Annotated in this window: 28 protein-coding genes; 12 read left to right on the top strand and 16 right to left on the bottom strand. The window is 63.9% G+C overall.

Features of this window, described 5'->3' with window-relative positions; genetic code table 11:
- Positions 1-29 precede the first annotated feature (29 nt).
- On the bottom strand, positions 30-689 hold the full coding sequence (locus NEK97_RS08795; protein ID WP_257369440.1) for a hypothetical protein: 660 nt from the start codon (positions 687-689) through the stop codon (positions 30-32).
- A 195-nt stretch (positions 690-884) separates the two neighbouring features.
- On the opposite strand from NEK97_RS08795, the gene NEK97_RS08800 reads away from it, so the two are divergent.
- Complete coding sequence (locus NEK97_RS08800; protein WP_257369442.1) at positions 885-1,493, top strand: dihydrofolate reductase family protein; 609 nt, start codon at positions 885-887, stop codon at positions 1,491-1,493.
- 93 nt (positions 1,494-1,586) lie between these two features.
- Here the strand turns inward: NEK97_RS08800 and NEK97_RS08805 are convergent, their stop codons facing one another.
- The 5 genes from NEK97_RS08805 to NEK97_RS08825 are packed head-to-tail and all read right to left on the bottom strand — an operon-like array spanning position 1,587 to position 5,637.
- On the bottom strand, positions 1,587-2,573 hold the full coding sequence (locus NEK97_RS08805; RefSeq protein WP_257369443.1) for a HAMP domain-containing sensor histidine kinase: 987 nt from the start codon (positions 2,571-2,573) through the stop codon (positions 1,587-1,589).
- Positions 2,566-3,240 (bottom strand): response regulator transcription factor, encoded by a 675-nt coding sequence (locus NEK97_RS08810; RefSeq protein WP_257369445.1) that lies wholly within the window; start codon positions 3,238-3,240, stop codon positions 2,566-2,568. Before NEK97_RS08810 ends, NEK97_RS08805 begins: the two co-directional genes overlap by 8 nt.
- A 4-nt stretch (positions 3,241-3,244) precedes the next feature.
- Positions 3,245-3,928 carry a DedA family protein gene (locus tag NEK97_RS08815; RefSeq protein WP_257369446.1) on the bottom strand — a complete coding sequence of 228 codons (684 nt, stop codon included), beginning with the start codon at positions 3,926-3,928 and terminating at the stop codon, positions 3,245-3,247.
- The gene (locus NEK97_RS08820) at positions 3,925-4,644 is read right to left on the bottom strand and encodes a phosphatase PAP2 family protein (RefSeq protein ID WP_257369448.1); all 720 of its coding nucleotides are present in this window, start codon (positions 4,642-4,644) and stop codon (positions 3,925-3,927) included. The genes NEK97_RS08815 and NEK97_RS08820 overlap by 4 nt, the downstream gene beginning before the upstream one ends.
- A 60-nt stretch (positions 4,645-4,704) precedes the next feature.
- Positions 4,705-5,637, bottom strand: a complete 933-nt coding sequence (locus NEK97_RS08825; protein WP_257369450.1) for an NAD-dependent epimerase/dehydratase family protein — start codon at positions 5,635-5,637, stop codon at positions 4,705-4,707.
- A gap of 142 nt (positions 5,638-5,779) precedes the next feature.
- Between NEK97_RS08825 and NEK97_RS08830 the strand changes: the two genes are divergently transcribed.
- The 7 genes from NEK97_RS08830 to NEK97_RS08860 all read left to right on the top strand — a co-directional run bounded on the left by NEK97_RS08830 (position 5,780) and on the right by NEK97_RS08860 (position 12,644).
- A complete protein-coding gene (locus tag NEK97_RS08830) occupies positions 5,780-6,502 on the top strand; it encodes a TetR/AcrR family transcriptional regulator (RefSeq protein WP_257369451.1) in 723 nt (240 codons plus the stop codon).
- A 23-nt stretch (positions 6,503-6,525) separates the two neighbouring features.
- Positions 6,526-7,317, top strand: coding sequence for an oxygenase MpaB family protein (locus NEK97_RS08835; protein ID WP_257369453.1), 792 nt, complete (start codon positions 6,526-6,528; stop codon positions 7,315-7,317).
- Positions 7,310-8,197, top strand: a complete 888-nt coding sequence (locus NEK97_RS08840; protein ID WP_257369455.1) for a DUF817 domain-containing protein — start codon at positions 7,310-7,312, stop codon at positions 8,195-8,197. The genes NEK97_RS08835 and NEK97_RS08840 overlap by 8 nt, the downstream gene beginning before the upstream one ends.
- Before the next feature lie 331 nt (positions 8,198-8,528).
- Positions 8,529-10,394, top strand: a complete 1,866-nt coding sequence (gene dnaK / locus NEK97_RS08845; protein ID WP_257369456.1) for a molecular chaperone DnaK — start codon at positions 8,529-8,531, stop codon at positions 10,392-10,394.
- Positions 10,395-10,396: 2 nt separating this feature from the next.
- Positions 10,397-11,056: a nucleotide exchange factor GrpE gene (locus tag NEK97_RS08850; protein WP_257369457.1), complete on the top strand. Its 660-nt coding sequence runs from the start codon at positions 10,397-10,399 to the stop codon at positions 11,054-11,056.
- Positions 11,057-11,225: 169 nt separating this feature from the next.
- Complete coding sequence (locus NEK97_RS08855) at positions 11,226-12,206, top strand: DnaJ C-terminal domain-containing protein (RefSeq protein ID WP_257369459.1); 981 nt, start codon at positions 11,226-11,228, stop codon at positions 12,204-12,206.
- A 9-nt stretch (positions 12,207-12,215) separates the two neighbouring features.
- On the top strand, positions 12,216-12,644 hold the full coding sequence (locus NEK97_RS08860) for a heat shock protein transcriptional repressor HspR (protein ID WP_235517781.1): 429 nt from the start codon (positions 12,216-12,218) through the stop codon (positions 12,642-12,644).
- On the opposite strand, the gene NEK97_RS08865 is transcribed toward NEK97_RS08860, so the two are convergent.
- Positions 12,641-13,039, bottom strand: coding sequence for a nuclear transport factor 2 family protein (locus NEK97_RS08865; protein ID WP_257369461.1), 399 nt, complete (start codon positions 13,037-13,039; stop codon positions 12,641-12,643). The two genes, NEK97_RS08860 and NEK97_RS08865, sit on opposite strands and share 4 nt — an antisense overlap.
- A gap of 19 nt (positions 13,040-13,058) precedes the next feature.
- On the bottom strand, positions 13,059-13,451 hold the full coding sequence (locus NEK97_RS08870) for a hypothetical protein (protein WP_257369462.1): 393 nt from the start codon (positions 13,449-13,451) through the stop codon (positions 13,059-13,061).
- A 256-nt stretch (positions 13,452-13,707) separates the two neighbouring features.
- Here NEK97_RS08870 and NEK97_RS08875 point away from each other — a divergent pair, with 256 nt between their 5' ends.
- Positions 13,708-14,010: a DUF3040 domain-containing protein gene (locus tag NEK97_RS08875; RefSeq protein WP_257369463.1), complete on the top strand. Its 303-nt coding sequence runs from the start codon at positions 13,708-13,710 to the stop codon at positions 14,008-14,010.
- A gap of 30 nt (positions 14,011-14,040) precedes the next feature.
- On the opposite strand, the gene NEK97_RS08880 is transcribed toward NEK97_RS08875, so the two are convergent.
- The 3 genes from NEK97_RS08880 to NEK97_RS08890 form a co-directional block, all read right to left on the bottom strand.
- On the bottom strand, positions 14,041-14,463 hold the full coding sequence (locus tag NEK97_RS08880; RefSeq protein WP_257369464.1) for a hypothetical protein: 423 nt from the start codon (positions 14,461-14,463) through the stop codon (positions 14,041-14,043).
- 87 nt (positions 14,464-14,550) lie between these two features.
- Positions 14,551-15,201 carry a hypothetical protein gene (locus tag NEK97_RS08885; RefSeq protein WP_257369465.1) on the bottom strand — a complete coding sequence of 217 codons (651 nt, stop codon included), beginning with the start codon at positions 15,199-15,201 and terminating at the stop codon, positions 14,551-14,553.
- 10 nt (positions 15,202-15,211) lie between these two features.
- Positions 15,212-15,877: a TetR/AcrR family transcriptional regulator gene (locus tag NEK97_RS08890; protein WP_257369466.1), complete on the bottom strand. Its 666-nt coding sequence runs from the start codon at positions 15,875-15,877 to the stop codon at positions 15,212-15,214.
- Positions 15,878-15,959: 82 nt separating this feature from the next.
- Between NEK97_RS08890 and NEK97_RS08895 the strand changes: the two genes are divergently transcribed.
- The 3 genes from NEK97_RS08895 to NEK97_RS08905 all read left to right on the top strand — a co-directional run bounded on the left by NEK97_RS08895 (position 15,960) and on the right by NEK97_RS08905 (position 19,284).
- Complete coding sequence (locus NEK97_RS08895) at positions 15,960-17,018, top strand: agmatine/peptidylarginine deiminase (protein ID WP_257369468.1); 1,059 nt, start codon at positions 15,960-15,962, stop codon at positions 17,016-17,018.
- Positions 17,018-18,736: an amidase gene (locus tag NEK97_RS08900; protein ID WP_257369469.1), complete on the top strand. Its 1,719-nt coding sequence runs from the start codon at positions 17,018-17,020 to the stop codon at positions 18,734-18,736. The genes NEK97_RS08895 and NEK97_RS08900 overlap by 1 nt, the downstream gene beginning before the upstream one ends.
- Before the next feature lie 206 nt (positions 18,737-18,942).
- A complete protein-coding gene (locus NEK97_RS08905; RefSeq protein WP_235517772.1) occupies positions 18,943-19,284 on the top strand; it encodes a hypothetical protein in 342 nt (113 codons plus the stop codon).
- Positions 19,285-19,531: 247 nt separating this feature from the next.
- Here the strand turns inward: NEK97_RS08905 and NEK97_RS08910 are convergent, their stop codons facing one another.
- The 5 genes from NEK97_RS08910 to NEK97_RS08930 form a co-directional block, all read right to left on the bottom strand.
- The gene (locus NEK97_RS08910; RefSeq protein WP_257369470.1) at positions 19,532-21,283 is read right to left on the bottom strand and encodes a beta-galactosidase family protein; all 1,752 of its coding nucleotides are present in this window, start codon (positions 21,281-21,283) and stop codon (positions 19,532-19,534) included.
- A gap of 19 nt (positions 21,284-21,302) precedes the next feature.
- On the bottom strand, positions 21,303-22,013 hold the full coding sequence (locus NEK97_RS08915) for a DUF624 domain-containing protein (protein WP_374111526.1): 711 nt from the start codon (positions 22,011-22,013) through the stop codon (positions 21,303-21,305).
- The gene (locus tag NEK97_RS08920) at positions 22,010-22,951 is read right to left on the bottom strand and encodes a carbohydrate ABC transporter permease (RefSeq protein ID WP_257369472.1); all 942 of its coding nucleotides are present in this window, start codon (positions 22,949-22,951) and stop codon (positions 22,010-22,012) included. The genes NEK97_RS08915 and NEK97_RS08920 overlap by 4 nt, the downstream gene beginning before the upstream one ends.
- Positions 22,951-23,877 carry a carbohydrate ABC transporter permease gene (locus NEK97_RS08925; RefSeq protein ID WP_089596338.1) on the bottom strand — a complete coding sequence of 309 codons (927 nt, stop codon included), beginning with the start codon at positions 23,875-23,877 and terminating at the stop codon, positions 22,951-22,953. The genes NEK97_RS08920 and NEK97_RS08925 overlap by 1 nt, the downstream gene beginning before the upstream one ends.
- Positions 23,878-23,989: 112 nt before the next feature.
- Complete coding sequence (locus tag NEK97_RS08930) at positions 23,990-25,270, bottom strand: ABC transporter substrate-binding protein (RefSeq protein ID WP_257369473.1); 1,281 nt, start codon at positions 25,268-25,270, stop codon at positions 23,990-23,992.
- Positions 25,271-25,277 lie beyond the last annotated feature (7 nt).

A 25,277-nucleotide genomic window follows, 5' to 3' on the forward strand; every position in this document is an offset into this window, starting at 1 on the left:
GCGGCCCCGGGGAGCAAATGATTCCAGAATCAGGTCCAGCGGATGATCAGGGGAAGGCTCCTGGTGCTCGCCGAAACTTCCCGTTCAGTGCCGTCCACGGCAACAGCGAAGTGCTGGAGTTCATCGGTGGATGTCAGCACCTCAAAGTGCCCGGTCGCATCACTGACAGCAGCTGATGCGGATGAGTGGGCGTGGATGTAGGCGTCGGGGATCCCCTTGTTATGTACGTCCACCAGCCGGCCCCGGATCCGGCGGCCTGCACCTGGCGTGCCCGCAGCAGGCTGGGTGGAAGGACCGGACGGTTCCTCGAAGCGGAGGGATACCGGGATGCGCACCAGGAACCCCAGTCCTTGCCGGATGGCGCCGGAGTACTCGTCGAGCTGGAGTTCACCGTTGGAGACCACGGAGTACTGGCTGTGGAGTTCAACAGCCAGCAGCAATTGCTCCATGTTGTCCAGCTGTTCCGGACCGTGGCATTCCACGGCAACCCTCAGTTCCAGGTCCAGGACCGGCCCCTCGCGGCGTGACCTTCCCACCCTGCTGAGGGTTACGGCCCGTACGGTGACTGGAGCGTCCGGTGGCGGAACGACGGCGGTGGGGGACCCGTCGTCGAACCTTACGTGCTGAGGGGCGACGGCGTCGGAAAGTACCCCCAGGAGGTCGGACAGCGACGAACGCACTTGGCCCACGGCAGAACCCCAGCCGGACAGAGATCCACTACATCAACTGGAACAAGGCTACTCCCGCAAATGCCCCTGATGGAGCCTTATTAGGGCACTTTCTGTACAAAAGCCGGGGAGGTTCCTCGTAGCCCTTGGCCGCCAGCCGGACTAGGATGGCCCGCATCCAAGGGCAGGCTCGGACTTCCACCGAAGGAACACACTATGGGCACACTTTCTGTTGACCTTTTCCTCACCCTCGACGGCGTCTACCAGGCACCGGGCGGTCCCGACGAGGACACCTCGGACGGCTTCGAATACGGCGGTTGGCAGGCTGCGTATTCAGACGAAGAGGCCGGCGCCGCGATTACAGCGGGCATCGACCGCATGGACGCGCTCCTCCTGGGTCGAAAAACCTACGACATCTTCGCCCAGTATTGGCCAGAGCAAAGCGGTCACATAGCCGACAAGCTCAATGGCCTGCCCAAGTTCGTGGTCTCGAGCACCCTGGCAGATGCCAAATGGGAAGGGACCACGGTCTTGGCCGAGGCAGATGACGTGGCGGCGGTGAAGGAACGGTTCAACGACATCCACATCATAGGCAGCGGCGTCCTGGCACGCTCGCTCCTTGAAGCGGACCTCCTGGACAGGCTCAACCTGTACCTCTACCCACTGACGTTCGGAATGGGCAAGCGGTTGTTCCCGGACGGCGCAGGCGTGCCCGCCGCCTTCCGGTTGGCCCAGCCGCCACAGGCATTTCCCAACGGCGCCATCCTGCTCGCCTACGACCGCGCCGGCGAGCCCGTTACGGGCATTGACATCGGCCAGATGTAGCGGGCCCACATCCAACTAAAGCGTTCGATGGCGGTGCGCACCCGCCGTCGAACGCTTCTGTTTTCTTCTTCTTTGGGTGGGCGCCCGGCATCGTCAGCCGGTTGCCAAGGGCAGCGTAATCCGCATGCAGGTGCCTTCCGGGCCTGTGTATGCGACGTCTGCGGTGCCGCCCGCTGCCACGGCAATATCGCGGACCAGCGACAGCCCGATCCCGAAGCTACGCTGCTGTTGGCCCGCGCGTGGGGCGGTTGTCCGGGCGAAACGGTCGAAGATCCGGTCGCGATCTATCCCAGTAATTCCGTGGCCCGTATCGGTGACGGTGATGACCGCCTGGTGAGCGGTCTCGTCACTGGCAACCGTGATGTGGCCGCCCGCCGGCGTATGGCCAAGGGCGTTCTCGGCCAGACCGAGGATGGCACGGTGAAGTCGCTGTGGCGTGATCATTGCCCGGGGGTGGCCGGTGCTTGAACAGTGCAGGGTGATGCCCCGGTCCGCTGCCAACTGCTGGAGGCTGTCCACCACTTCCTGGGTGACGTCGGAGATGTTCGTTGGCGCTGCGGCCGGTTCCTGGCGGGAGCCCGTGGCGGATTCGAGGAGTTCGTTGACGATTCCGGTCAGGGCAGCTGTGTCGTCCCGGATCCGCGAGAGTTGCTGGCCGGCAGGTGATTCCGGAGCAGTGCTGCGTTGTGCCACCTGGATTCTGGCATCAAGGATTGCCAAGGGTGTCCGCATCTCGTGGCTGGCGTCCTGGATGAAGCGTCGTTGCAGGGTCAGTGCTTCGCCGAGGGGCCGGATGGCGCTGCGCGCACTGAGCCAGCCAACGCCGCCGGCCAGCAGGATGCCTGCTGCCCCGGCGATGACCATGGCTTTGATCAGGTCTTTGGTGTCGAGATAGGCGTAAACGGCCCCGGGTTCGGCGGGTTCCGTATTGCCGGCCCGGTTAAGCAGGTAAGCGGTGGCCGCGGCCAGGAGGCACAGGACCAGCAGGGCGCAGACTGCGCTGATTCGGACCGCGATCTTCAGGGAAGCCTTGCGAAGGATGGCCTGGTCCTGGGACGCGGCCATGGACTGATCAGTCATGCGCTTCGCCTATCTGGTAACCCACCCCGTGGACGGTACGGATGACCGACCTGGCGACTTTTCGCCGGAGGTGATGGACGTGGGTGTCAATGACACCTGGCAGGTCACCTTGGCTGTCAGTGGCGACAATCAGCTCCTCCCTGGTGAACACCCGGTCCGGCTCGGCAGCAAGAACCGACAGCAACTCCGATTCGGTCGCGGTCAAGGAGGCAAGGAAGCCGTGAATGGAACGCATGGACCTGGTGGTGGGGTCCAGTTCCCAGTCGCCGATAACGACGGTCCGGGGCGGCTGGTGGTAGCTGCGGGTCAAGGCCCTCAGCCGCGCTCCCAATTCCATGGCGTCGAAGGGCTTGGTCATGTAGTCATTCGCGCCGGCATCGAGCCCCCGGACCTTCTCGTCCACAGCGCCCAGGGCGGTGAGGATGAGGATTGGGGTGGCGAAACCCTTGGAACGGAGCGTGGCGATCAACGAGATGCCATCCAGGCCCGGAAGCCCCCGGTCGATCACCATCGCATCCCAGCCTCCCATCATGGCCTGCCGCAAACCCTCACGGCCGTCGACGGCGATGCGTACCTGGTAGTCGGGCTCAAGGAGCTCGGCGATCAGGGGTCCCAAGGCAGGATCGTCTTCCACCAGCAGGACGGACAGCTTGGAGTCAGTGATCACGGATCTATTCTTGCGCGGAGGAGGACTCCGATGCGCGGGCACGCCTGTGTTTGAGGTATTCGATGCCCCAGGGCAGCACAGACACCAACACCATGACCACGGCTATGACGTCGATGTTCTTTGCGATGACCTCGAAATGGCCCAACCAGGAGCCAAGGAGGGTAACGGAGCCCGCCCAAAGGATCGCACCCGTGATGTTCCAGAGGGCAAAGGACTTGTAGTGATACCGGGCGATTCCTGCGCTGAGGGGCGCAAAGGTGCGCACCACCGGCACGAAGCGGGCAAGGATCAGCGCGGGGCCGCCACGACGTCTGAAGAAGTCTTCGGCCTTTGCCAGATGTGACGTTTTCAGGACCCGGGCATCATCGGAGAACCACCGGCGTCCGAAGCGGCGTCCCAACAGGTAACCCACCTGGTCGCCCGCTATGGCGGCCACTGTCACCACCGTAATCAACACAGGAAGTGTCAGGTTCAATTGCTGGTGAAGGAGTCCGGCAGTGAAGAGCAACGAGTCACCTGGCAGGAACGGGAACAGGCCCCCCGATTCAATGAAGATCATCAGGGCCACCACTGCGAGGGTTGCCGGACCCAAGCCCTGCAGCAGGCTGGCGGGATCCAGGATGGGGAGGAGCTCGGAATGGTTCAGCGCAGGCGCCAAGGCAAAGGGATCCATAAGGGACTCTTTCATTTGGGGGTGCGTCGGGACATTGCGCGGGAACGGACGGCGGTCGTGAGGGCGGGTGCGTAGCGGTTCCAGATTCCGGCCATGATCATTACTGCCGCAATTGATGCAGGGAGAGAGGCAACAACGTCCAGCGGGTAATGGGCCCCGATGTACACGCGGGACCAGGCAACCACAACAGTCACGACCGCCCCCGTGCAGAGGGCAGGCTTCGCCCATCGTGTTTCACGGACCAGAAAGAACACTGCCAGCGTGAGTGCGACGGCCAGACACGTGTGGCCGCTGGGAAAGCTGTTGGATACAGGCTCCGGTACCAAGGGATCGAACAAAAGGGCAGGGTCCGGCCTGATCCTGCCAATAACTGCCTTGAACACTTGGCACGTCAACCACCCGGAGGCCACTGTGAGCGAAAAAAGTGCTGCATCCTGCGGGGAACGTCGGATCAGTGCGAGATACAGACTGACAACGATCACGATTACCGCGCCCGCGACCGGGCCGAACAGCACGTTCAAAACCAAGGCAAGCCCCGTCAGCACGGATGAGTGGTGACGGCTGAAGTCATCGTCAACAGCCAGTTCAGCCAGGGTCAGCCCAGGAACTGCTTGGATTGCCCACCCCGCCAAGACGACGGCCGCCGCGAGTACCAGCCCTATGGCCAGCCAGTGTTTCGGTGCGGGCAGAGGCATGAAGCGCACGGGATGCGGTGTGGACTGCTGAATCATGGAACCCCTCGACAGGACGAATCGTTTCTTCGATTCTGCGCCGAGGGTTTTAAGAACCCGCTAAGAATTGCCCCGGTCCGCCCCGCGCCACCACGCCATGGTTGTGGCGGCGGCTTCCGGCAGGGGAGTTGGGTCCAAGCCCAGTATCCGCTGGCTTTCGGAGGAATCCATCACGAATGGGCGCTCAAACTGATACAGCAATTCAGCCAGTTCGCGCATATCGGTTGAGACCAGTCCGGCGGCCCGCAGTACCCAACCTGGGACGGCGCTCACCTTCGGCGTCGTCAGGCCCGCCGCGCGTGCGTGCGCAACCGCGATTTCCCGCTGGGTCACGGCCGCGCCGGTGGGGGCATGCAGCACGCTGTTCCAGACTTCGGGCCTCCCCGCGGCAGCGATCATGGCCGCAGCGAGGTCCGGTACGTAGGTGAATGAATGGGGCTGGTTCGCGCTGCCAATGAACTGCAGCCGTTTGCCCGACAGGATCGGCGTGACCATGCGCTCGCCGGCATGTGCCATCTTCACGCGCGGCCCAAAGAAGTCACCCGCCACTACGCTCACGGTGTTTGCCGCGTGCTCGCGTCGAGCCTTCAGCAGCGCCGTCCGGATACCGCGCTTCCCACCGGCGGCTTCGCGGGGACTCGATTCGGTCATGATGCGTTCGGGCTCACTGTACGAGTACAGGCTTTCAGGAAATACGACGACGGCGCCCGCGGCTGCGGCTGCGTCCATCACCACTTGCTCGGCTTGGGGGAGTTCCGCTGCCCAGGCCGCCGCCCTGTAGGCGGATCCGTGGATGCAGTGGAAGACGGCCGTGGCACCGGCGACGGCTTCCTTGAGCTGGTCGGGATCGGATGCATCGACGCGCATCTTTTCCACCAGGGGATGGTCCGGGCCGCTGCCCGAGCGGGTCAAAACGCGTACGGGGTGCCCGAGACCTGCGAGTTGCTCCGCGATGGTGTAGCCAACGGGCCCTGCTCCTGTGACGACGTACATGGTGGCCTTCTTTCTCATTCTTCCCGTGGATTTCAAAACAAGAGCAGTGCTCTCTGAATCCAGAATGACGACACTTTTACACAAAGTCAAGAGCAGTGCTCTTGTTTGTTGACGCCGCTCTCCTTTGTGGCAAGCTAGGGGCATGACGTCAGCTGCGACCAAGGCCAAGCCCCCAACTCCCAGGGAGCGCGCCCGCGCCCAAACCATTGCGGACATCATCCGGCTCGGCCGTGAGCACTTGGCCCTCCACGGCGCTGCGGCACTGTCCCTCCGCGCAGTGGCCAGGGATCTCGGAGTCGTGTCCTCAGCCGTATATCGTTACGTCGAGAACCGCGACGAGCTCCTCACCCTCCTGCTCATCGACGCGTACAACGAGCTCGGCGACCATGTAGACGCCGCCGTGGAGGCCGTTCCTGGCAGCGATTTCGCCGGGCAGTTCCGGGCGCTCGGCAACGCTGTCCGATCGTGGGCGCTTCGTGAACCGGCCAGCTACGCCCTGCTTTTCGGTAGCCCCGTCCCCGGCTACCAGGCGCCGGGCGAGCGCACCACCGTCCCTGGAACCCGTGTCATCGTCCGTCTCGTGGGCATCTTTGACGCCGCATACCGCGCCGGCGCCATGAACGCCGAGGTGAGTCCCGCCGTCGTCGTTCCTCCGGCCCTGGCCAAAGACCTGGCGGCCATCCGCGAAGACCTGAACCTCACAGCTCCCGACCCTTCCCTGGCGCGGGGCGTGCTGGTCTGGACGTCCGTGTTCGGGGCCGTTAGTTTCGAGGTCTTTGGGCAGTATGGAGCCGATACTTTCGCCGCCCGCGATGAGCTTTTCGAGCATCAACTGAGCGTTCTCCAGGGCGTCGTGGGGCTCTAAGCCGCGAACGGTAAAGTATTCAGATGGTTCGTGGACTGGCTGACATTGGTGCGGAGGGCGTCCTCCTCGCCGGAGCGGGCCGCGCAATCCTCCTGCAGATCGCCGACCCCAAGGTAGGCCACGGCGTGGCTGAGCACAGCAACTTCGCCGAGCGCCCCATGGACCGTCTCCGCGCCACCATGACCTACGTGTACGCGGTGGTGTACGGCTCGGAAGACCAACTCAAGGCCGTCCGACGTTCCGTTAATCGTGCCCATGCCCCTGTCCGGCGCGGACCCGACTCCACCTCCAGCGGGTACAGCGCCTTCGACGCGGAGTCCCAACTCTGGGTGGTCGCCACTCTTTACGACACCGCAGTCACCGTTTACGAGCAGGTCCACGGACCGCTCGACGACGGCGATGCCGACCGGATCTACCGCGAGTATGCGCGGATCGGGACAGCCCTGCAGCTCCCGGCGGACAGTTGGCCGGCCGACCGGGCCGCCTTTGCCGCCTACTGGGACTCCCGTGTGCGGGGACTTCAACCGGACGACAAAGCGGTCAGGGTCGCGCGGGACCTCCTCTACCCGGCGGGCGGCCCACAACTCCTGCGCCTGGCGATGCCGCTGGCCCGGTTCCTCACGGCCGGCCTGCTGCCTGATCATGTGCGTGCCGGTTTCGGATTCGAGTGGGGGCCGGCCCGAGCCCGGCGTTTCGAACGGACCATGCGGATGGTTGGCCGTCTCTACCCTCGGCTGCCCCAGCGGATCCGGCATTGGCCGCGCGACTACTACCTGGGCCAACTCGGAGCCGCTCCGAAGGGTGGCAATGCGTAACTCCACCCCGGTTGAACAGGCCATCGACAACCTCGCCCACCGGTATCTGGACGGCAGGAAGGGCAGCCGCTTGCAGTCCGGGCTCACCGAGTTCGTGGTGTTCGGGCTGAAGCAGGCCTGGGCTTGCGTGTTCGGTGCAGCGCTGCTCGCCGTGATCATCGCCGTCCGTCTTTGGTACCCCGACAACGCCGCTCTCGCCCGGAACGACTTCCTCACCCTTGCCGCCGTCGTCATCCAGGTCCTAATGATCACGTTCAGGCTGGAGACGCTGCGGGAGCTGCGTGTCATCCTGCTGTTCCACGTGGTGGGAACGGTCATGGAGTTGTTCAAAACCGACGTTGGCTCCTGGGCTTACGAGGCCGAGGGCCTCCTCCGGATCGGCGCCGTCCCGTTGTTCAGCGGCTTCATGTACGCGGCCGTGGGTTCCTATATGGTGCGCGTTTTCCGCTTGTTCGATCTCCGCTTTGACAGGTATCCCCGACGGTGGATCACGGCCCTTGTGGCAGGGGCGATCTACGTGAACTTCTTCTCGCACCACTACATCGTTGACCTGCGCTGGGTGCTGCTGGCCGCCGTCGTTCTTATCTACGGACGGTGCGTGATGCACTTCCGGGTGTTCCGGCGTCGCTTCCGCATGCCCATCCTGGTGTCCTTCCTGCTGGTGGCGCTGTTCATCTGGTTCGCCGAGAACATCGGTACATGGTCGCGTGCGTGGCTTTATCCGAACCAGTTGAACGGCTGGCAGGCTGTCTCGATCGACAAGCTCCTGGCGTGGTTCCTGCTGATGATCATCTCGGTGGTGCTGGTGGCGTGGGTGTACAAACCCGAGCCGCTTGGCGCTGCCGCTACCCAAGCGGCTGACGCCACCCAAACGGTTTGACGCCACCCACATTCAGTCGTGACACCCAAATATGGGCGTCGCCACTCCGGCTGAGTGGCACAGTGGATTTGCGCGTCGTGAGGCTTTGCTGGCAGTTCACCGTGGGCGAAACCAGCCCTGTAGCCCCGTAATTACGGGACTTTTGCGGGTGGGTGAGCCAAAGTTGAGCGAACCTGACTCAACTTTGGATTGACATCTTTCTGAGCCTGAGTACAGTTGAGTGCAGAACGCTCAACTAGCCGATTGTTGAGCAAGCTCCCGGCACGACAACCGCCCAGCGGACCAATGCCGGATGCAATCTCCAACATCGGCCATTGAAAGGAAACAAGATATGTCACGTGCAGTAGGTATCGACCTCGGAACAACCAACTCCGTGGTCTCTGTTCTCGAAGGTGGCGAGCCCACCGTCATCGCCAACGCTGAAGGCGGCCGCACCACGCCGTCCGTCGTTGCGTTCTCCAAATCCGGTGAAGTCCTGGTTGGCGAAATCGCCAAGCGCCAGGCCGTCAACAACATCGACCGCACCATCGCTTCCGTCAAGCGCCACATGGGCACCGACTGGACCGTCGCCGTCGATGACAAGAAGTACACGCCGCAGGAAATCTCCGCGCGTATCCTCATGAAGCTCAAGAACGACGCCGAGAGCTACTTGGGTGAAAAGGTCACCGACGCTGTGATCACCGTTCCGGCCTACTTCAACGACGCCGAGCGCCAGTCCACCAAGGAAGCCGGCGAAATCGCAGGCCTCAACGTCCTCCGCATCGTCAACGAGCCCACCGCGGCTGCACTGGCCTACGGCCTGGACAAGGGTAAAGAAGACGAACTCATCCTGGTCTTCGACCTCGGTGGCGGAACCTTCGACGTTTCCCTCCTGGAAGTTGGCAAGGACGAAGACAACTTCTCCACCATCCAGGTCCGCGCAACCGCCGGTGACAACCGACTCGGTGGCGACGACTGGGACAACCGCGTTGTCGAGTGGCTCCTGAGCCAGCTCAAGGTCAAGGGCATCGACCTCTCCAAGGACAAGATCGCCCTGCAGCGTCTGCGTGAAGCTGCGGAGCAGGCAAAGAAGGAACTGTCCTCCTCCACCAGCACCAACATCTCCCTCCAGTACCTCTCCGTCACCCCCGATGGCCCGGTCCACCTGGACGAGCAGCTGACCCGTGCCAAGTTCCAGGACCTCACCAAGGACCTGCTGGACCGCACCAAGAAGCCGTTCCACGACGTCATCGCAGAAGCCGGCATCAAGGTTTCCGACATCGACCACATCGTGCTCGTCGGTGGCTCCACCCGTATGCCTGCTGTCTCCGAGCTCGTGAAGGAACTCGCCGGTGGCAAGGAGCCCAACAAGGGCGTCAACCCGGATGAAGTCGTAGCCGTCGGTGCTGCACTCCAGGCCGGTGTCCTGAAGGGTGAGCGCAAGGACGTCCTCCTCATCGACGTCACCCCGCTGTCCCTGGGTATCGAAACCAAGGGCGGCGTCATGACGCACCTGATCGAGCGCAACACCGCTATCCCCACCAAGCGTTCCGAGACCTTCACCACCGCTGACGACAACCAGCCGTCCGTGGCCATCCAGGTCTTCCAGGGCGAGCGTGAATTTACCCGCGACAACAAGCCGCTGGGCACGTTCGAACTGACCGGCATCGCTCCGGCGCCGCGTGGTGTTCCGCAGGTCGAGGTCACCTTCGACATCGACGCCAACGGCATTGTCCACGTGTCCGCCAAGGACAAGGGCACCGGCAAGGAACAGTCCATGACCATCACCGGTGGCACTGCACTGTCCAAGGACGACATTGACCGCATGGTCCGTGAAGCCGAGGAGCACGCAGCAGAGGACAAGGCACGCCGCGAAGCTACGGACACCCGCAACTCCGCTGAGCAGCTCGCCTACTCCGTGGACAAGCTGATCGCCGACAACGACGACAAGCTGCCTGAAGAGGTCAAGACCGAGGTCAAGGCCGACGTCGACGCCCTCAAGTCCGCGCTGGAAGGCACCGACGACGCCGCCGTCAAGACTGCGTTTGAGAAGCTGCAGGCTTCCCAGACCAAGCTGGGCGAAGCCATCTACTCGCAGGCCTCCGCTGCTGATGCTCCGGGTGCCGGTGCAGAAGGTGCACCTGCCGGCGAGCAGGGTTCGGCTGACGAGGACATCGTCGACGCCGAGATCATCGACGAAGACGAAGCGAAGAAGTAGCCATGCCTCATCACGGCAACGAAGCAGAGCACTCTGAAGGCAACGAGCCGCGCAAGCCGGTGATCCGGGACAACCGCAAGGTTGACCCGGAGACCGGGGCGGCCCGCCACCCTGAGGGCGAAGCCGCGGCTCCTGCCGAAGGCAACGCTGCTCCCACGGACGGTGACGCCCTCTCCCAGGCTGAGGAAATCCTCAACGGGGTAGAGGTGCCGGCTGCAGAGTCGGTAGCCTCCGGTGCCGCAGCTGAAGCCCAGGCAGCCGAACTCCGCAACGACCTCCTCCGCCTTCAGGCTGAGTACGTCAACTACCGCAAGCGCGTTGAACGCGACCGGGCCGTAGCGGGAGAGATGGCCGTCATCGGCGTCCTGAATTCCCTCCTGCCGGTGCTCGACGATATCGACGCTGCACGCCAGCACGGTGACCTCGAAGACGGCCCCTTCGCCGCCATCGCCACCAAGCTGGAGACCGCGCTGAAGACGTACGGACTGGAGCGCATCGCGGACACTGGAGTCGAATTCGACCCCACCATCCACGAAGCACTTATCCAGCAGCCCGGCGAGGACATCCAGGTGGACACGGTCAGCCAGGTCCTGCGCTCCGGATACCGCTCAGGAGAGCGTGTCCTGCGTGCAGCCCAGGTGATCGTCGCGGTTCCGGCGTAACCTCCGCCTTCGCGGATGAGGGGCCCCCGCCCCTACGCGTGGCGGCTAAGTCCTACGGACTCGGCCGCCACGCTCCGGCAGGCCCGATGCCACTCCCGGGCCCCCTCATCCGCTACGGCTTAGAGGTAGTCTCGCCGTACGCTTTGTTTGTTTTAGAAAGGAAACGCTCTTGGCCAGCCAGGACTGGGTTGAAAAGGATTTTTACGCGATCCTTGGTATCGCCAAGGACGCGTCCGACGCGGATATCAAGAAGGCTTACCGCAAGCTAGCCCGGCAGTACCACCCGGATACCAATTCCGGGGATGCTGCTGCAGAAAAGCGGTTCAAGGACATTTCAGAGGCCTACTCGGTGTTGTCGAGTCCTGAGGACCGGCAGCAGTACGACGCCATCCGTGCCATGGGCGGCGGTGCCAGGTTCGCCCCGGGCGCCGGCGGCCGGGGCGGTGCGGGAGGCAATGGCGGGTTCGAGGACCTGTTCGGTGGCCTGTTCGGCGGCGGACCGGGTGCCCGCCAGCCCCAAGGCGGCGGTATTCCTCCGGAATTCGCCGACCTTTTCGGTGGCGGATTCGGCGGGGCCGGGCAGACCGGCTTCCAGCGGGCGCCTCAAAAAGGTTCGGATCGCAACGCCACCACGACCATCTCGTTCGCCGGCTCCATCAAGGGCACCACTGTGAGCCTGCGTGAGAGTAACGGCAACGTCATCGACGTGAAGATTCCCGCTGGCATCAAGGATGGCCAGAAGGTCCGGCAGCGGGGCAAGGGCAATGTTGGTCCGGCCGGCAACGGCGACCTCATCATCACCGTCAACGTGAAGCCGCACGACTTCTTCCAACGCGACGGCAACAACATCCGTATCCACGTGCCCGTCACGTTCGCGGAAGCCGCGCTTGGCGCCACCATTGAGGTTCCCACGCTCGACGGCGAGACGGTCAAAGTTCGCGTCCCGGCGGGCACGCCCTCGGGCCGCACCCTGAGGGTTAAGGGCCGTGGCGTGAAGACGTCCAAGGCCACAGGCGACCTGCTGGTGACCATCGACGTCGCGGTTCCGCAGAACCTCAACAAAGAAGCGGAGGAAGCCGTGAAGGCTTTCGCTGCGGCCACCACCGACGCTGATCCTCGGCACGACCTGGCCGCAAAGGCCCGGTTGTAAGGAGGCGGTATGGGCATCGACGTCAACCAGCCGATCTTCGTCATCTCCGTTGCTGCGGAGCTTGCCGACATGCATCCGCAGACGTTGCGCCAGTACGACCGGCTGGGCATCGTCTCGCCCAGCCGTGCGCCGGGCAAGTCCCGCCGCTACTCGCAGAACGACGTCAACAAACTGCGGGAGGTCCAGCGCCTCTCGCAGTCCGGCGTCTCACTTGAAGGCATCAAGCGCATACTAGACCTCGAAAACCAGGTTGCTGCCCTGCAATACCGGGTAGCTGAACTGACAGAGGAACTGACCCGCCGTCGCGCGACAGGGGACGCCCGCATTTTCGCGGCGGGTGCTGCAGGCGACGTCGTCTCGCTGGCACGTGGCCAGCGTCCCCGGGCTCGCTCCCAAGCCGTTGTGGTCTGGAGGCCGCGGCAGGGTGAAAGCCGCTAGGCGGTCACCGTGTCGGCATGCCGGTGGGCCACTTTCCATTCCCCATCCTCACGGCGGTAGACCTGGGTGGCTCGGAGGACATACTGACGTGGTTCGCCGTTGATCGAGGTCGAGGTGTGCTCCAACCCGGCGGTGTAGGCCATGTCTCCTATGACGTCGTAGGCCTGAAGGTCGAAGCTGTACGAGAGGCAGTCAGAGAAACTCTCGGCCAGCGCCGCAAAGAGTTCGTCCAACTCCTGCTGGCCGTGGGCGTCACGGAACGCGCCGAACACGCTGACGGGCTCGTTCCGTGACCAGATCGCCCGGCGTGCAGAGGCATCGCCGTTATGGAGGTCAAGTTCCGCTTGATAAAGGGTGGACCTGACCCATCCAAGGAATTCTTCGGTCCCGCTCATGCCTCCAGTATGCGCCTGTCTAGCGCTGCCGGTCCCAGCTGACCACAACCCGTACAGCCCCGTTCTCGGTGCGTTCCACATTGGTGACGATCTGCTGTTCAGCTGCACCCATGGCCCTGATCTGCCGCCGATAGTCCTCGATATGCGCCTGCAAGGACTCTTCTGTCCATTCGCCCGGCCGCATCCGGGTCGAAATCTCGACTGGTTCCTCGCGGACCAGGATCTCCTCGGGCTCGCTCGGCGGGGCAGGTTCCGGCGTCCGCGCTGGGGGCACCAGCATGTGGAAGGCGAAAACTCCGCCCGCCACGCCTGCGACCAGGCCGGCCGCGATGAGCCAGAGCGTTCGCCGGGGTCCGCGGCCCGCGGGGGTGGTTTTCTGAAGCGCCGTGTTCTTTGCAGTTTTGTGTGCCATGGGAATTCAACTTTCCTGTCGGCGATCTTTGTCCGTGCTCGTGGCGCAATGGGCCCGCAGCTCCAGCGTATGCATATTCAGGGGCTGGAGGAACCCGCGGCAGGTGGAACCACGGCTAGAACCTGTCCCAGGGAACCTGTGGCACACGCACCGAATCGGGCAGATAATGAAGGCATGGCACGGCAAGCAGCGCACGTGCTGATGGCCTGAGCATCGACGCATTGTCGCGGACCTGCTCGTGTGGTGAGGAACTCCGGTGTCGTTGTCGGAAGAAGAACGCAGGAGCTTGGAGGAGCTGGAACGGGATCTTGCTGCAACGGATCCCGAACTCGCCTCCCAGCTGACGTCGGGCCGCCCGCGAGGAGAAATGGCCCGCATCATCCTGGGGAGCCTGGCTGTCCTTGCCGGGTTCGTGATGGTGATCGCGGGGATCATGACCCAGCTGGTGTTCCTGGGCGTAATGGGGTTCCTGCTTGCCAGCGCAGGAGCCTACTGGCTTTTCGCCAGGGCACCCCTTCGGCGGCGGATCCAACGGCACGACGGCGAAGCCGCACCCTAGTCGGCGCTCCCGCGCCGCTTGTTGGGCTGCTTAGGGAGCCGGGGGCACGGGCGGCTTGATGGGCTCAGCCGGTCGCTTGGCTGGCTCGGGTTCGCCCGGAGGAACCATGGCGCGCCACGCCAGTACGGCTGCCGCGCCGACAACAGCTGCGGCCAGCGCCACCAACAAACCACCACGACGGGAGCGCCGCTGCGGGGCTTTCCGACTCAACGCCTGGGTGGCCCGCTTAACGGCACGCGCGGCAGTGCGTTGGGCTTCCTTGGCCGTCTTCCTGTTTCCGGTCAGGGTGAGCATCACGCCGTGGACAACGGACGGGACATCGGCGTGGTTGATCCGGGACAACGCCCATCCAACCACTGCCTCGGTTTGCGCGGATGTGCCTTCGGCGGCGTGGCCTACCCATTCGCGGGCCAGGTCCTGTGCAGCGGGAATGATGTTCTGTGCTTTGTTCATGGTGCGCCCCTAACGGAGTAGATGGCCTCGTGTGCCAGCCTACGCTGGAGTCCCATGGGCCAACAGATGCCAGACCCGGTTCCCGGGCTAGTCGCGGACCACGGCCGCCAGCTCCACCGGGTTCTCCAAGCCGGCCCACGTGCCGCTGAGGGTCAGCTCTCCGTGCAACTCGGGCGCAGCAGCAGAGTTCGCGGAGACATCGGCGGCCACATCCAGGACCCTGGCTACTTTCAGCCTCAACCCGCCCGCATCAATAATCGTCACGCCACTGCCCGATACCGGCGCCGAAGCACTCAGGGCGGGTACGCCGTCGTCGAGCTGTCCGCTGCCCTTGACCGTAACGGTGCTGGGGCGCGGTTCGGGCTCGCCGTCGACGAACTGCTCAGCTTCCCGTTGGCCTGTCAGGATCGCCGTTGCGAGGGCCTTGACGTAGATGGGGTCAGCACAGGCGTCGTACACCCAGCGCTTGCCCAGGACCGAGTGCTCCATGGTTCCGATCAGCCAGTCCTCGGCGCCCGCGAGTTCGTAACCGCGGTAGCTGAGGGGGACCTGGTAGATGCGCTCACCAGCAGTGACCACATGGGTTTCGAGGCCCACTTCACCTGCGGGATCGTCAAAGCGGTAGGCGCCAATAAGCTCCGGCGTGCCGTCCTGGATGAACCAAGGTTGGTTCGGCAGGTAATCAGCGATGAGTTCGAGCTTGGACGGGGACAGGGTTGCCTTGTGAATGATCGCCATGGTCTCCAGCCTAGGGCAGGGGACTGCGGTCCCTGGCACCCTGCACCGATGGCTGGCGCACGAGTGACCCGGATGCGGCGCCCACCATTCCCTCCACCGCGCGGGCCAGGTGGCTGCCGCGGTCGTTGACGCCGTCCCAGCGGACCAAGGCCTGCGCGTTCAGGCCGTCCACCATGCCCAGGATCTGCCAGGCGACGGCGGCTGCATCGGAAACGTTGAATGCTCCGGATGCGTTCCCGTCCTCAACCACTCCTTGGAAAACCTTCTGCCAGGCGTCCATTTGCTCGCGGACGGAGGCGGCCAGGGCTTCGTTGCGGCGCCCGAGCGTCCATGCTTCAACCCAGATGGCCGTGACATCGAGCCTGCTGTTGTCCAGGAGCGTGTCAACCAGCAGGCTGAGCCGCTCGGAGGGCCCGGGGAGCTGACTCAACAGGGCTGCGATTTCCTGTGTCTCCGCAGCCACGATGGTGGCAAACGTGTTGGAAACGAGCGCGTCCATGTTGGGCTGATAGTGCGCCACCAGGCCCGAGGCGACTCCTACCCGGGCGGCTACATTGCGCAGCGTCAGGGCGGTGAGGCCCGTCTCCAGTGCGATCTGGCGGGCGGCTTCCGTGATTTCTGTGGCGCGTTCTGCCGGCGACTTCCGGACCGCGCGCTTCTGTGGAGTGCTTGACATCAAGGACCAGTCTAGATTACCTTTTCAGCATTATTGATCGTGCGATCAACAAGACAATGAAACGCAGACGAAGGAGTCACCCATGGCTTGGAAAATGCCAGCCGAAACCGCGCCACATGAACGCACCTGGATGGCTTTTCCGCGCCCCGGACTGACCCTCGGCGACGACGCTGCCTCCGCTGAAGAGGCCTACGCGGCCTGGACCGCCGTCGCGCATGCCGTGGCAGAATTCGAACCTGTCACCATGGTGGTTGACCCGAGCGAGCGCCAGCGCGCTGCCCGGATGCTGGGCAGCGGCATCGAGCAGGTTGAGGCGCCGTTGGACGAGTTCTGGATGCGCGACGTCGGACCCACCTTCGTGCTGGATGACGAACGTCCCGGCGTGCTTGGCGCCGTGGACTGGATCTTCAACGGCTGGGGTGCGCCGGCGTGGTCCGAATGGCAGAAGAGCGCAGGAATGGGACGGTTCGTCGCGGAACAGTCGGGCGCCGAACTGGTCAGCTCACTGCTGGTCAACGAGGGCGGCGCCATCCATGTAGACGGCGAAGGCACCGTGCTCGTCACCGAAACCGTGCAGCTGGACAAGGGCCGAAATCCGTATGCGGACAAGGCCGCAGTTGAGGCTGAACTGGCCCGCACCATCGGAGCCACCAAGGTCATTTGGGTTCCCCGCGGACTGACCCGTGACTACGAGGACCTGGGCACGCGGGGCCACATCGACATGGTGGCCACCTTGCCCACTCCCGGCCGTATCCTGCTGCATTCCCAGACCAACCCGGAGCACCCGGACCACGAGGTCAGCCGCACGCTCCAGGCATTCCTTGAGACTCAGACGGACGCGGCGGGCAAGCCCTTCGAGATTGTCCCTCTGCCGGCCCCGGCAACGCTCCGCGACGACGATGGTTATGTGGACTGGAGCTACGTCAACCACCTGGTGGTCAATGGCGGCGTCATCGCCTGTGGTTACGGCGAAGAACGGGCTGACTCCCTTGCCGCAGAAATCCTGGCGGAGGCCTACCCCGGCCGCCGTGTGGTCACTGTGGACGCCCGGCCCATCCTGGCCCGCGGCGGCGGCATCCATTGCATCACCCAGCAGCAACCGCGTCTCAACGGAACACCGATTGCCGGAGGCACAGCGTAATGGCTCCATTCGACGTCGTTGAAGCCTCCATTGCGCAACTGCGCGGGGCACTTGAATCGGGTGAGGTGACCAGCGAGGAACTGACCCAGGCATACCTGGACCGCATCGAGGCCTATGACCGAAACGGCATCAAACTCAACGCATTGGTGGTCATGAATCCCGATGCGTTGGCAGATGCCCGGGCCTCGGACGAACGTCGGGCGCAGGGGGCGGCGCTCGGACCGCTGGACGGCATCCCCTACACAGCCAAGGACAGCTACCTGGCCAAGGGGCTCACTGCCGCTGCCGGCTCGCCTGCGTTTGTGAATCTGGTGGCGCAGCGCGATGCGTTCACCATCGAACGGCTCAGGGATGCCGGTGCTGTGCTGATCGGTTTGACCAACATGCCGCCCATGGCCAACGGCGGCATGCAGCGTGGCGTGTACGGACGCGCCGAAAGTCCCTACAACGCGGACTTCCTGACGGCAGCGTTCGGTTCCGGTTCATCCAACGGCTCCGGCACCGCGACAGCGGCCAGCTTCGCGGCCTTTGGCCTGGGCGAGGAGACCTGGTCAAGTGGCCGCGCACCGGCGTCGAACAATGCTTTGTGCGCCTACACGCCCTCCCGCGGCGTTATCTCGGTGCGCGGCAACTGGCCGCTGGTCCCCACCATGGACGTCGTAGTGCCGCACACCCGCACCATGGCCGACATGCTGGAGCTTCTGGACGTGATCGTGGCCGACGACGCTGAGACGCGGGGTGATTTCTGGCGCGCACAACCGTGGGTTGAGATCCCGAAATCGTCCGAGGTCCGGCCGGAGTCCTACGTGGCGCTCGGTTCGGAAACGCTCGACGGCGGGCGGTCGGCTTTGCGGGGCAAGCGCTTCGGCGTGCCACGCATGTACATCAACGCAGACCCAGACGCCGGAACCAGCGAGCAGCCGGGGATCGGCGGGCCTACCGGGCAGCGCATTGAGACACGCGCTTCCGTGATTGACCTCTGGGAAGCTGCGAAGCGCGACCTCGAAGCAGCCGGCGCCGAAGTGGTTCTGGTGGACTTCCCGGTGGTCTCCAACTACGAAGGCGACCGGCCCGGCGCGCCCACCATCGCCACCCGCGGACTGGTCAGCTCCGGGTACCTCAAGCGTGAAATCGAGGACCTTTCGGCCTGGGCGTGGGACGACTTCCTGCAGGCCAACGGCGATCCCGCCCTCAACAGGCTTGCCAATGTGGATGGCGAGGCCATCTTCCCGCACCCGAAGGGCGCCCTCGCGGACCGCTACACCGGATTCGACGACCACATCGCCGGTTACCCCCGGCAGGTCCGTGAGTACGGGGTCTCCCATTTCACTGAGATCCCAGAGCTGGAAGCCGGAGTGCGCGGCTTGGAGGAAACCCGGCGCATTGACCTGGAGGACTGGATGGACGAGCTCGGACTGGACGCCGTCCTGTTCCCGGCAGCGGCCGACGTCGGACCTGCCGACATGGACATCAACCCGGCATCGGCGGACCTCGGCTGGCGCAACGGAGTGTGGGTATCCAACGGCAACCTCGTCCCCAGACACCTGGGCATCCCGACGGTCACCGTGCCGATGGGAACCATGGCGGATATCGGCATGCCCGTAGGCCTCACCTTCGCAGGCCGCGCCTACGACGACACGGCACTGTTGGCACTGGCCGCCGCCTTCGAAGCAACGGGTTGGCGCCGCACGGCTCCACCCCGGACGCCGGCGCTATAGGGGATTCGACGGCGGGCCCTGCGCTCCTGCCCGGTTACTTCCGTGCTGTCATCGTAATTTTGCGGCGACTCCCGCGCGTCGGCCATCGTTTTGCGCCTGCTGGGGGAGGTAACTGGGAAGGAACGCGGGCAAGCGGCCTGGCCCCGATGCGTGAGGGGGCCGCTGCTCTGATTACAATCAAAGGGACGTCGACCACTGAGGGAATCATGAAGAAACTCACCACTGTCCTGATCGCTGCCGGGCTCATCGCCTCGGCATCCGCCTGCGCCGCCCAGCCGCAGCTGACTACAGCAGAAACCTGTGACCGGGTTGGCGTCGCCGCAGCCGGCATCCCGAGCAACCAAAGCAAGACCGCCACGACCCGCGTTGCCAACGCCATCCGACCCCTCGAAGCGGTGTCTTCCACGGAGATGAAGCCAGTGGTGACCGCGATCCTGGAGTTCATGGATGAGCAGTCCAAGGAAAGCCCGGACGAGGCCAAACTGGCCGAACTTGGTCAGGCCTACCAGGAAGCCGGCACCAAATACGGCGAGCTCTGCCGCGGCTAATGACGCCCGCGGCCTAGCGGCCAAGCCGACTTTGCGGCGTGAAGGGGACCGGTTGAAGAACCGGTCCCCTTCGTGTTCCCCCAACGCTCTCTCACATCCCACCCCTTTCGCCCTGACGCTCTCTCACCTAACGGCCCTAAAACCGGAACGGTCTCTCACTTCTTTCAAGCAAGTGAGTGACCGATTGGAGAAAAGGGGTGGGATGTGAGAGAGCGATCGGGGAAAGGGGGTGGGATGTGAGAGAGGGCTACTTTTCGTCGGGGCCCAGGTCAGGCCCGACGGCGAAACTCACCTCGCGCGTGGCGCTTCCGTGGAGTTCCAGGATGGCGAGCTCGTTGGTGCCTTCGCGGATCAACGGACCAGGTACGTACAGGGTGCGCTGCGGGCCGCGGCTCCAGTGGCGGCCGAGATTGAAGCCATTTACGAAGACAACTCCTTTGGTCCAACCGTCCAAGCGCAGGAAACGGTCACCGGGGCCGTCGGCCTCGAAGGTCGCAAAGGAAACGGACGGGCCGGCCACGCCGGCCGCAGCATCGCCGGGTGGCAGCGGCACCGCGGCGGACCGGAATGCCTCCAGAGAGTCCAGGTCCACAGCAGCCACTTCCCAGTCCACAACCTCCATACCGTTCAGCAGCGCCGGTCCGATCAAACCCTTGGCTTCGCCGATTCTCTGCCCGTAATTCACCCTGCCTTGGTCCTCAAGGAGAACCTGCAGGCGGCCACCCGCGGGGATGACGACAGAACGCTCGCCCAGTTCCCGGCTCAGCACCCCCACGGGCACGCCGTCCAGGAAAAACTGTGCCCGGTCCCGGACTTCGGAAAAGGACAGGACTCCGCCACCGGGCAGCGAGGCCTCGTACAGGTAGAAGCCACGGTAGTGACCGGTCACTTCAACAGGAGGGACGGAGCCGGAAACCAGCTGCGTGGCAACCGGAACATCCAGCAAGGACACATAGTGAGAGACCGCGAGCGAGGACGTCGGAACCGGCATCCGCCCAGGCGGGACCTCGGCCGGAACCGGGAAATGCTTGGCAATGACGTCCCGGAAGGCGAAGTACTTGGCCGTCGGATGCCCGTCCTCGGACAGTGGTGCGTCGTAGTCGTACGAGGTGATGGTGGGCTCGTAGATGCCTTTGTCGTTGGCACCGTTGGTGAAGCCGAAGTTGGTGCCGCCGTGGAACATGTAAATGTTCACAGAAGCCCCGGCTGTCAGAAGGGCGTCGAGTTCGGCGGCGGAAGCAGCGGCGTCGGTGGTGTGGTGGTGCGTTCCCCAGTTGTCGAACCAGCCGTTCCAGAACTCCGCGCACATCAGCGGCCCTGTGGGCTGCCGTTCGCGCAGGAACGCAAGCCGTTCGTCAGCACGGGACCCAAACGTCCCCGTCTTGTGCAGCTCCGGCAGCGAGCCGTCCTCGATCATGGTCCCGAACGGCTGGTCGCACGTGAACAGCGGAACGTCCACACCCAGGCGCTTGGACAGGCCCACCAGATGCTGCAGGTAGGCGTTGTCGTCCCCGTAGGCACCGTACTCGTTCTCGATCTGGAACATGATCACCGGACCGCCGTGCGTGATCTGCCGGGGAACTACAAAGGCCAGCACCGATTCCATGTACGCGGAGACGGCGTCCAGATACGCGGGCTCGCTGCTGCGGATGCCCACCGTGGGGTCGGCGAACAGCCAAGCGGGGAGCCCGCCGTTGTCCCATTCGGCGCAGATGTACGGCCCGGGCCGGACAATCGCGTGCATCCCGGATTCGGCCACAAGGTCAAGGAATCGCCCGAGGTCCAAGCCGTCATCGGTAACAAACGCGCCAGGAACAGGCGAGTGCTCGTTCCACGGCACGTAGGTTTCGATGGTGTTCAAACCCATCAACCGGGCCTTATGGATCCGGTCCACCCACAGGTCGGGGTGCACGCGGAAGTAGTGGATGGCGCCGGAGAGGATACGGAAAGGCTCGTTGTTCAGGAGGAAGTCCTGATCGCCGATGGCGAAGGTGTCCAAGGAGGGTCCTAACAGGGGTCTACGCCGGGCGCAGCACGGCGTGGAATGCGTACGAAGCGTTGCTCCAGATCACGAACAGCAGCGGCGCGGGAGCCAGCGCGATGCCCAGGACCGGCTGCAGCACGGCAGCGGAGACGATGATCCCCAGCAGGATCAGCATCGCCAGGCTGAGGTACCAGCGCTGCACCACGAGATACAGCGACGCCTTGAGGATGCTTTTCAGCCTCGCCTCGGGCAGAAGTACGACGCCGGCAATCGCCGTGACAGCGAGGCTCACCGTCACGGCGGCTGCTACGACGATCAGCGGCACCAGCAGGGCAATGCCCTGGACGTCCCCGCCCAGGTTGTGGACCAGGGCAAGGTCCACGCCGAGGAACATCAACAGGGCCACAGCGCCCACACCCAGCACCGCGGCCTTCGCGAAACTGCGTTTGTATCCCTGAAGGAAGGCGGCAACCGGCTTGACCGCGCCGCCGTCGTCGTTCAATGCCTTGAAGGCAGCGAAGATGCCGGCGAGGGACGGCGCAAGGGTGACCGAGAGTGCCAGGAAGAAGGGCCATGCGGCGGCGGGGTCTGCCACGAGCGAGAGGCTGAGGACCAGCGGCGCGTTGGCCACGGCGAGCAGTGCGTTGCCGGCCAGGAAGGTGTAGATGAACCCGAAGATGCTCCCGAAGGTTTCGAATCCCGGTCCGGCCCACCGCCGTCGCTTCTGCCCAGCCACGGCACTCATCCTTTCATCCCGCTGGTCGCGATGCCTTGGATGAAGTAGCGCTGGCCGATGAGGAAGATGATGAGGATCGGGATCACGGAAATCACAGAGCCCGTCATGATCATGGCGTATTCAGCGTCGAACTGGCCCACGAAGGACCGAAGGCCCAGCTGGACGGTCCAGAGTCGGTTGGACGTGAGGTAGATGAACGGACCCATGTAGTCGTTCCACGTGTTCACGAACGTCAGCAGGGCAAGGCTGGCGAGGGCGGGCTTGGACAGGGGCAGGATTACGCGGGCCCAGATGCCGTACTCGCTGAGGCCGTCGATGCGGGCTGCTTCGCAGAGTTCGTCCGGGATGGTCATGTAGTACTGGCGCATCAGGAACACACCGAAAGCACCGAATGCCTGCAGGAGAATCAACGCGTTGAAGCTGTTGGTCAGGCCAAGGTTCTGCATCATGATGTACTGCGGCACCATGTAGGCCTGCCACGGAACGGCAATGGTGCCGATGTAGGCGAGGAACAGGACATCGCGGCCCGGGAATCGGACTTTGGAGAAACCATAGGCAGCCAACGAGCCCGTGAGGACCTGCAGGCAGGTGATGATCACTGCCAGGTAGAGCGAGTTCTGCAGGTAGCCCATCATGGGGATACGGGTCCAGATGTCCGTGTAGTTGCTCCACACGAACTCCTGCGGAATCCACTGGATGGGGACCGTGAGGACCTGGTTGTTCTCCTTCAGCGAGGACGAAAGCATCCAGATGAACGGCACCATGAGCGCCACCACCAGGACCACCAGGACACCGTAGATCACGATGTTCGCGGTCCGCTTCTTCTGCTCGCGCGGGGAACGCTGACGGTCAGTACGACGGCGGTCTTCCGCAGTGGGTGCCCCTGACGGGGACGGAGCTGCGTCCTTCACAAGGGACGCCTTGAGGTCTTCGGCCATGTTGGTCATCAGCGTTCCCTCCGCTGTTGGATCTTGAACTGCAGGACGGTGACCGTCAGCACGATGATGAACAGGACCAGCGAAATGGCCGAGGAGTAGCCGAACTTACCTTCGCCGATGCCCTCCTGGTAGATCAGCTGGGACAGCACAGTGGTGGAGCGGCCCGGGCCACCGTTGGTCATGACCACGATCAGGTCGAACACCTTGAAGCTGGAGACCGTCAGCATGACCACGACGAAGAACGTGGTGGGACGCAGCGACGGGATGGTGACGTTCCAGAAGCGCTGCCAGGCGCTGGCGCCGTCCACTTCAGCTGCCTCGTACAGCTCTGTGGGGATGGCCTGCAGGCCGGCCAAATACAGGACCATGTAGTAGCCCATGTCCCGCCACACGCTGGTGATGATGACGGCGGGCATGGCCCAATCGGAGCTGGAGGTCCAGCCCGGCGGGTTGGCGATGCCGATGGCGCCGAGGAACTGGTTGATGGGGCCGCTGTCCGGGCTGAACAGCATGTTCCAGACCACTGCGACGGCCACCAGGGAGGTGATGTACGGGAAGAAGATGGCGACCCGGAAGAAGCCGATGCCCTTGAGCTTGCGGTTCAGCAGCATCGCCAGGATGAGGGCCAAGGCCATCGTGAGCGGGACGTGGCCGAGGGCGTAGACAAGGGTGTTCCGCAACGCGATCCAGAAGGAGTCGGATGCGAACATGCGCTCGAAGTTGGCCAGGCCAACCCACTTGGGAGCGCTGAATGAGGTCCATTCCATGAAGGAGAGCGCGAAAGCGGCCACGACGGGAATGAGGGTGAAGGCCAGGAAGCCAAGGAAGTTCGGAAGGATGAACGTCCAGCCGATCAGCGTGTTACGCCTGGCCTGCTTCCTGTTGCCGCGGCTGTGCACGGGGGCAGGCGCCTGGGTGATTGTTTCTGTAGTCATGATGACCGCTCCCGGGGTGGGGGCGTTCCTCCATTTCAGGATCCGGAGAATTCAGGTCCGGCCCGGTGCCGCGTCCAGGGACGCAGCACCGGAGCCAGTGGCTGGTCTGGACTTACTTGCCCAGGACTTCGCTGGTGACGCGCTTGCCCATCTCGGCGATGCCGTCGGTGACGGAGCGCTCGCCGACCATGATGAGGTCGTGCTCCTGGTTGAGGATCTTGTCGGTGGCGGCGGACTTGTCGCTGACGGGCATTTCCAGGGCGGTCTCATCCGGCGAGAACGCCTTCTTGGAGAGCTCGTCCGTGGGCATGCCGTCCAGCTTGAAGTACTCGTCCGTGATGGCGTCGTTCTGCAGCGCAGGGACAACACCGATCTTGGAGATGGCTTTGGCGCCTTCTTCTCCGGCGGCCCACTCGATGAAGTTCTTGGCCTCATCGGAGTGGCTGGCGTTCTTGTTCACAGCGAAGGCTGTGGGCGAACCGAACGTGGTGACCTTGCCGTCGTCGTTCTTCTGCGGCATCGGAGCCAAGCCCCAGTTGACGTTGGTTTTCCCGTCCTTCTTGGCCTGCAGGATGCCCGCGGTGTACCAGGTGCCCATGGGCATCATGGCAGCCTGGCCGGACTCGAACATGGTGCGGTAGCTGGTCTTCTGGCTCTTGGCGGTGCCGAAGTCCAGGGTGGTGCCGGACTTCTGCAGGTCCAAAGCGGTGTTGTACTGATCCTCCATGAAGCCGTAGTCGCCGCTGTTCTGGTCAGCACCGTTCTGGGCGGCAGCGATGGCCTGGACCACGGAGCGCCAAATGTGGTGGTAGGTGCCGTAGACCTTCTTGCCGCCGGCCTCGGTGGTGAGCTTCTTGGCGATCTCCGTGTACTTTTCCCAGGTCAGGTCCTTGGGCTCTTCGATCCCGGCAGCCTTGAACAGGTCCTTGTTGTAGTACAGGAGCCAGAAGTCCTGGCGGTACGGGGCGGCGAAGTACTTGCCGTCCATGTCGAAAGCGTCCAGGCCAGCCAGGTTGTCCTTGCCCACCTTGTCCACAACGCTGCTGATCTCCTGCAGCTGGCCGTTGTTGGCATAACGGGAGTAGTCGATCACGTTCTTCATGGTGAGGACGTCAGTGGTGTCGCCACCGGCAAGCATGGTGGTGACTTTCTGGGGGTAGTCATCGGCCAGGATGTCCACGGGCTCAATGTCGATGTTCGGGTTGGCAGCTTCGTAGCCGTCAAAGAGGGCCTTGAACTCCGGGGTGCCCTCGTAGTTCCAGACCGAAACGGTCAGCTTGGTTTTGCCGTTTGCTGCCGGTTGCTCCGCGGGACCGGCGGCGCCTGCGCAACCGGTGAGTCCAAGCCCTGCAGTCACCGCAAGGGCGATTGCGGCGAGGGTTGTGCGCTTCATTGCGTTC

The sequence above is a fragment of the Paenarthrobacter sp. UW852 genome (assembly GCF_024608385.1).
Taxonomy (GTDB): Bacteria; Actinomycetota; Actinomycetes; order Actinomycetales; family Micrococcaceae; genus Arthrobacter.

Coding starts and splice junctions, on each gene's coding strand:
- NEK97_RS08800 (WP_257369442.1), top strand. CDS start 885: ATGGGCACACTTTCTGTTGACCTTTTCCTCACCCTCGACGGCGTCTAC.
- NEK97_RS08805 (WP_257369443.1), bottom strand. CDS start 2,573: ATGACTGATCAGTCCATGGCCGCGTCCCAGGACCAGGCCATCCTTCGC.
- NEK97_RS08815 (WP_257369446.1), bottom strand. CDS start 3,928: ATGAAAGAGTCCCTTATGGATCCCTTTGCCTTGGCGCCTGCGCTGAAC.
- NEK97_RS08820 (WP_257369448.1), bottom strand. CDS start 4,644: ATGATTCAGCAGTCCACACCGCATCCCGTGCGCTTCATGCCTCTGCCC.
- NEK97_RS08825 (WP_257369450.1), bottom strand. CDS start 5,637: ATGTACGTCGTCACAGGAGCAGGGCCCGTTGGCTACACCATCGCGGAG.
- NEK97_RS08830 (WP_257369451.1), top strand. CDS start 5,780: ATGACGTCAGCTGCGACCAAGGCCAAGCCCCCAACTCCCAGGGAGCGC.
- NEK97_RS08835 (WP_257369453.1), top strand. CDS start 6,526: ATGGTTCGTGGACTGGCTGACATTGGTGCGGAGGGCGTCCTCCTCGCC.
- NEK97_RS08840 (WP_257369455.1), top strand. CDS start 7,310: ATGCGTAACTCCACCCCGGTTGAACAGGCCATCGACAACCTCGCCCAC.
- dnaK (WP_257369456.1), top strand. CDS start 8,529: ATGTCACGTGCAGTAGGTATCGACCTCGGAACAACCAACTCCGTGGTC.
- NEK97_RS08850 (WP_257369457.1), top strand. CDS start 10,397: ATGCCTCATCACGGCAACGAAGCAGAGCACTCTGAAGGCAACGAGCCG.
- NEK97_RS08860 (WP_235517781.1), top strand. CDS start 12,216: ATGGGCATCGACGTCAACCAGCCGATCTTCGTCATCTCCGTTGCTGCG.
- NEK97_RS08865 (WP_257369461.1), bottom strand. CDS start 13,039: ATGAGCGGGACCGAAGAATTCCTTGGATGGGTCAGGTCCACCCTTTAT.
- NEK97_RS08870 (WP_257369462.1), bottom strand. CDS start 13,451: ATGGCACACAAAACTGCAAAGAACACGGCGCTTCAGAAAACCACCCCC.
- NEK97_RS08880 (WP_257369464.1), bottom strand. CDS start 14,463: ATGAACAAAGCACAGAACATCATTCCCGCTGCACAGGACCTGGCCCGC.
- NEK97_RS08885 (WP_257369465.1), bottom strand. CDS start 15,201: ATGGCGATCATTCACAAGGCAACCCTGTCCCCGTCCAAGCTCGAACTC.
- NEK97_RS08890 (WP_257369466.1), bottom strand. CDS start 15,877: ATGTCAAGCACTCCACAGAAGCGCGCGGTCCGGAAGTCGCCGGCAGAA.
- NEK97_RS08895 (WP_257369468.1), top strand. CDS start 15,960: ATGGCTTGGAAAATGCCAGCCGAAACCGCGCCACATGAACGCACCTGG.
- NEK97_RS08900 (WP_257369469.1), top strand. CDS start 17,018: ATGGCTCCATTCGACGTCGTTGAAGCCTCCATTGCGCAACTGCGCGGG.
- NEK97_RS08905 (WP_235517772.1), top strand. CDS start 18,943: ATGAAGAAACTCACCACTGTCCTGATCGCTGCCGGGCTCATCGCCTCG.
- NEK97_RS08915 (WP_374111526.1), bottom strand. CDS start 22,013: ATGAGTGCCGTGGCTGGGCAGAAGCGACGGCGGTGGGCCGGACCGGGA.
- NEK97_RS08920 (WP_257369472.1), bottom strand. CDS start 22,951: ATGACCAACATGGCCGAAGACCTCAAGGCGTCCCTTGTGAAGGACGCA.
- NEK97_RS08925 (WP_089596338.1), bottom strand. CDS start 23,877: ATGACTACAGAAACAATCACCCAGGCGCCTGCCCCCGTGCACAGCCGC.
- NEK97_RS08930 (WP_257369473.1), bottom strand. CDS start 25,270: ATGAAGCGCACAACCCTCGCCGCAATCGCCCTTGCGGTGACTGCAGGG.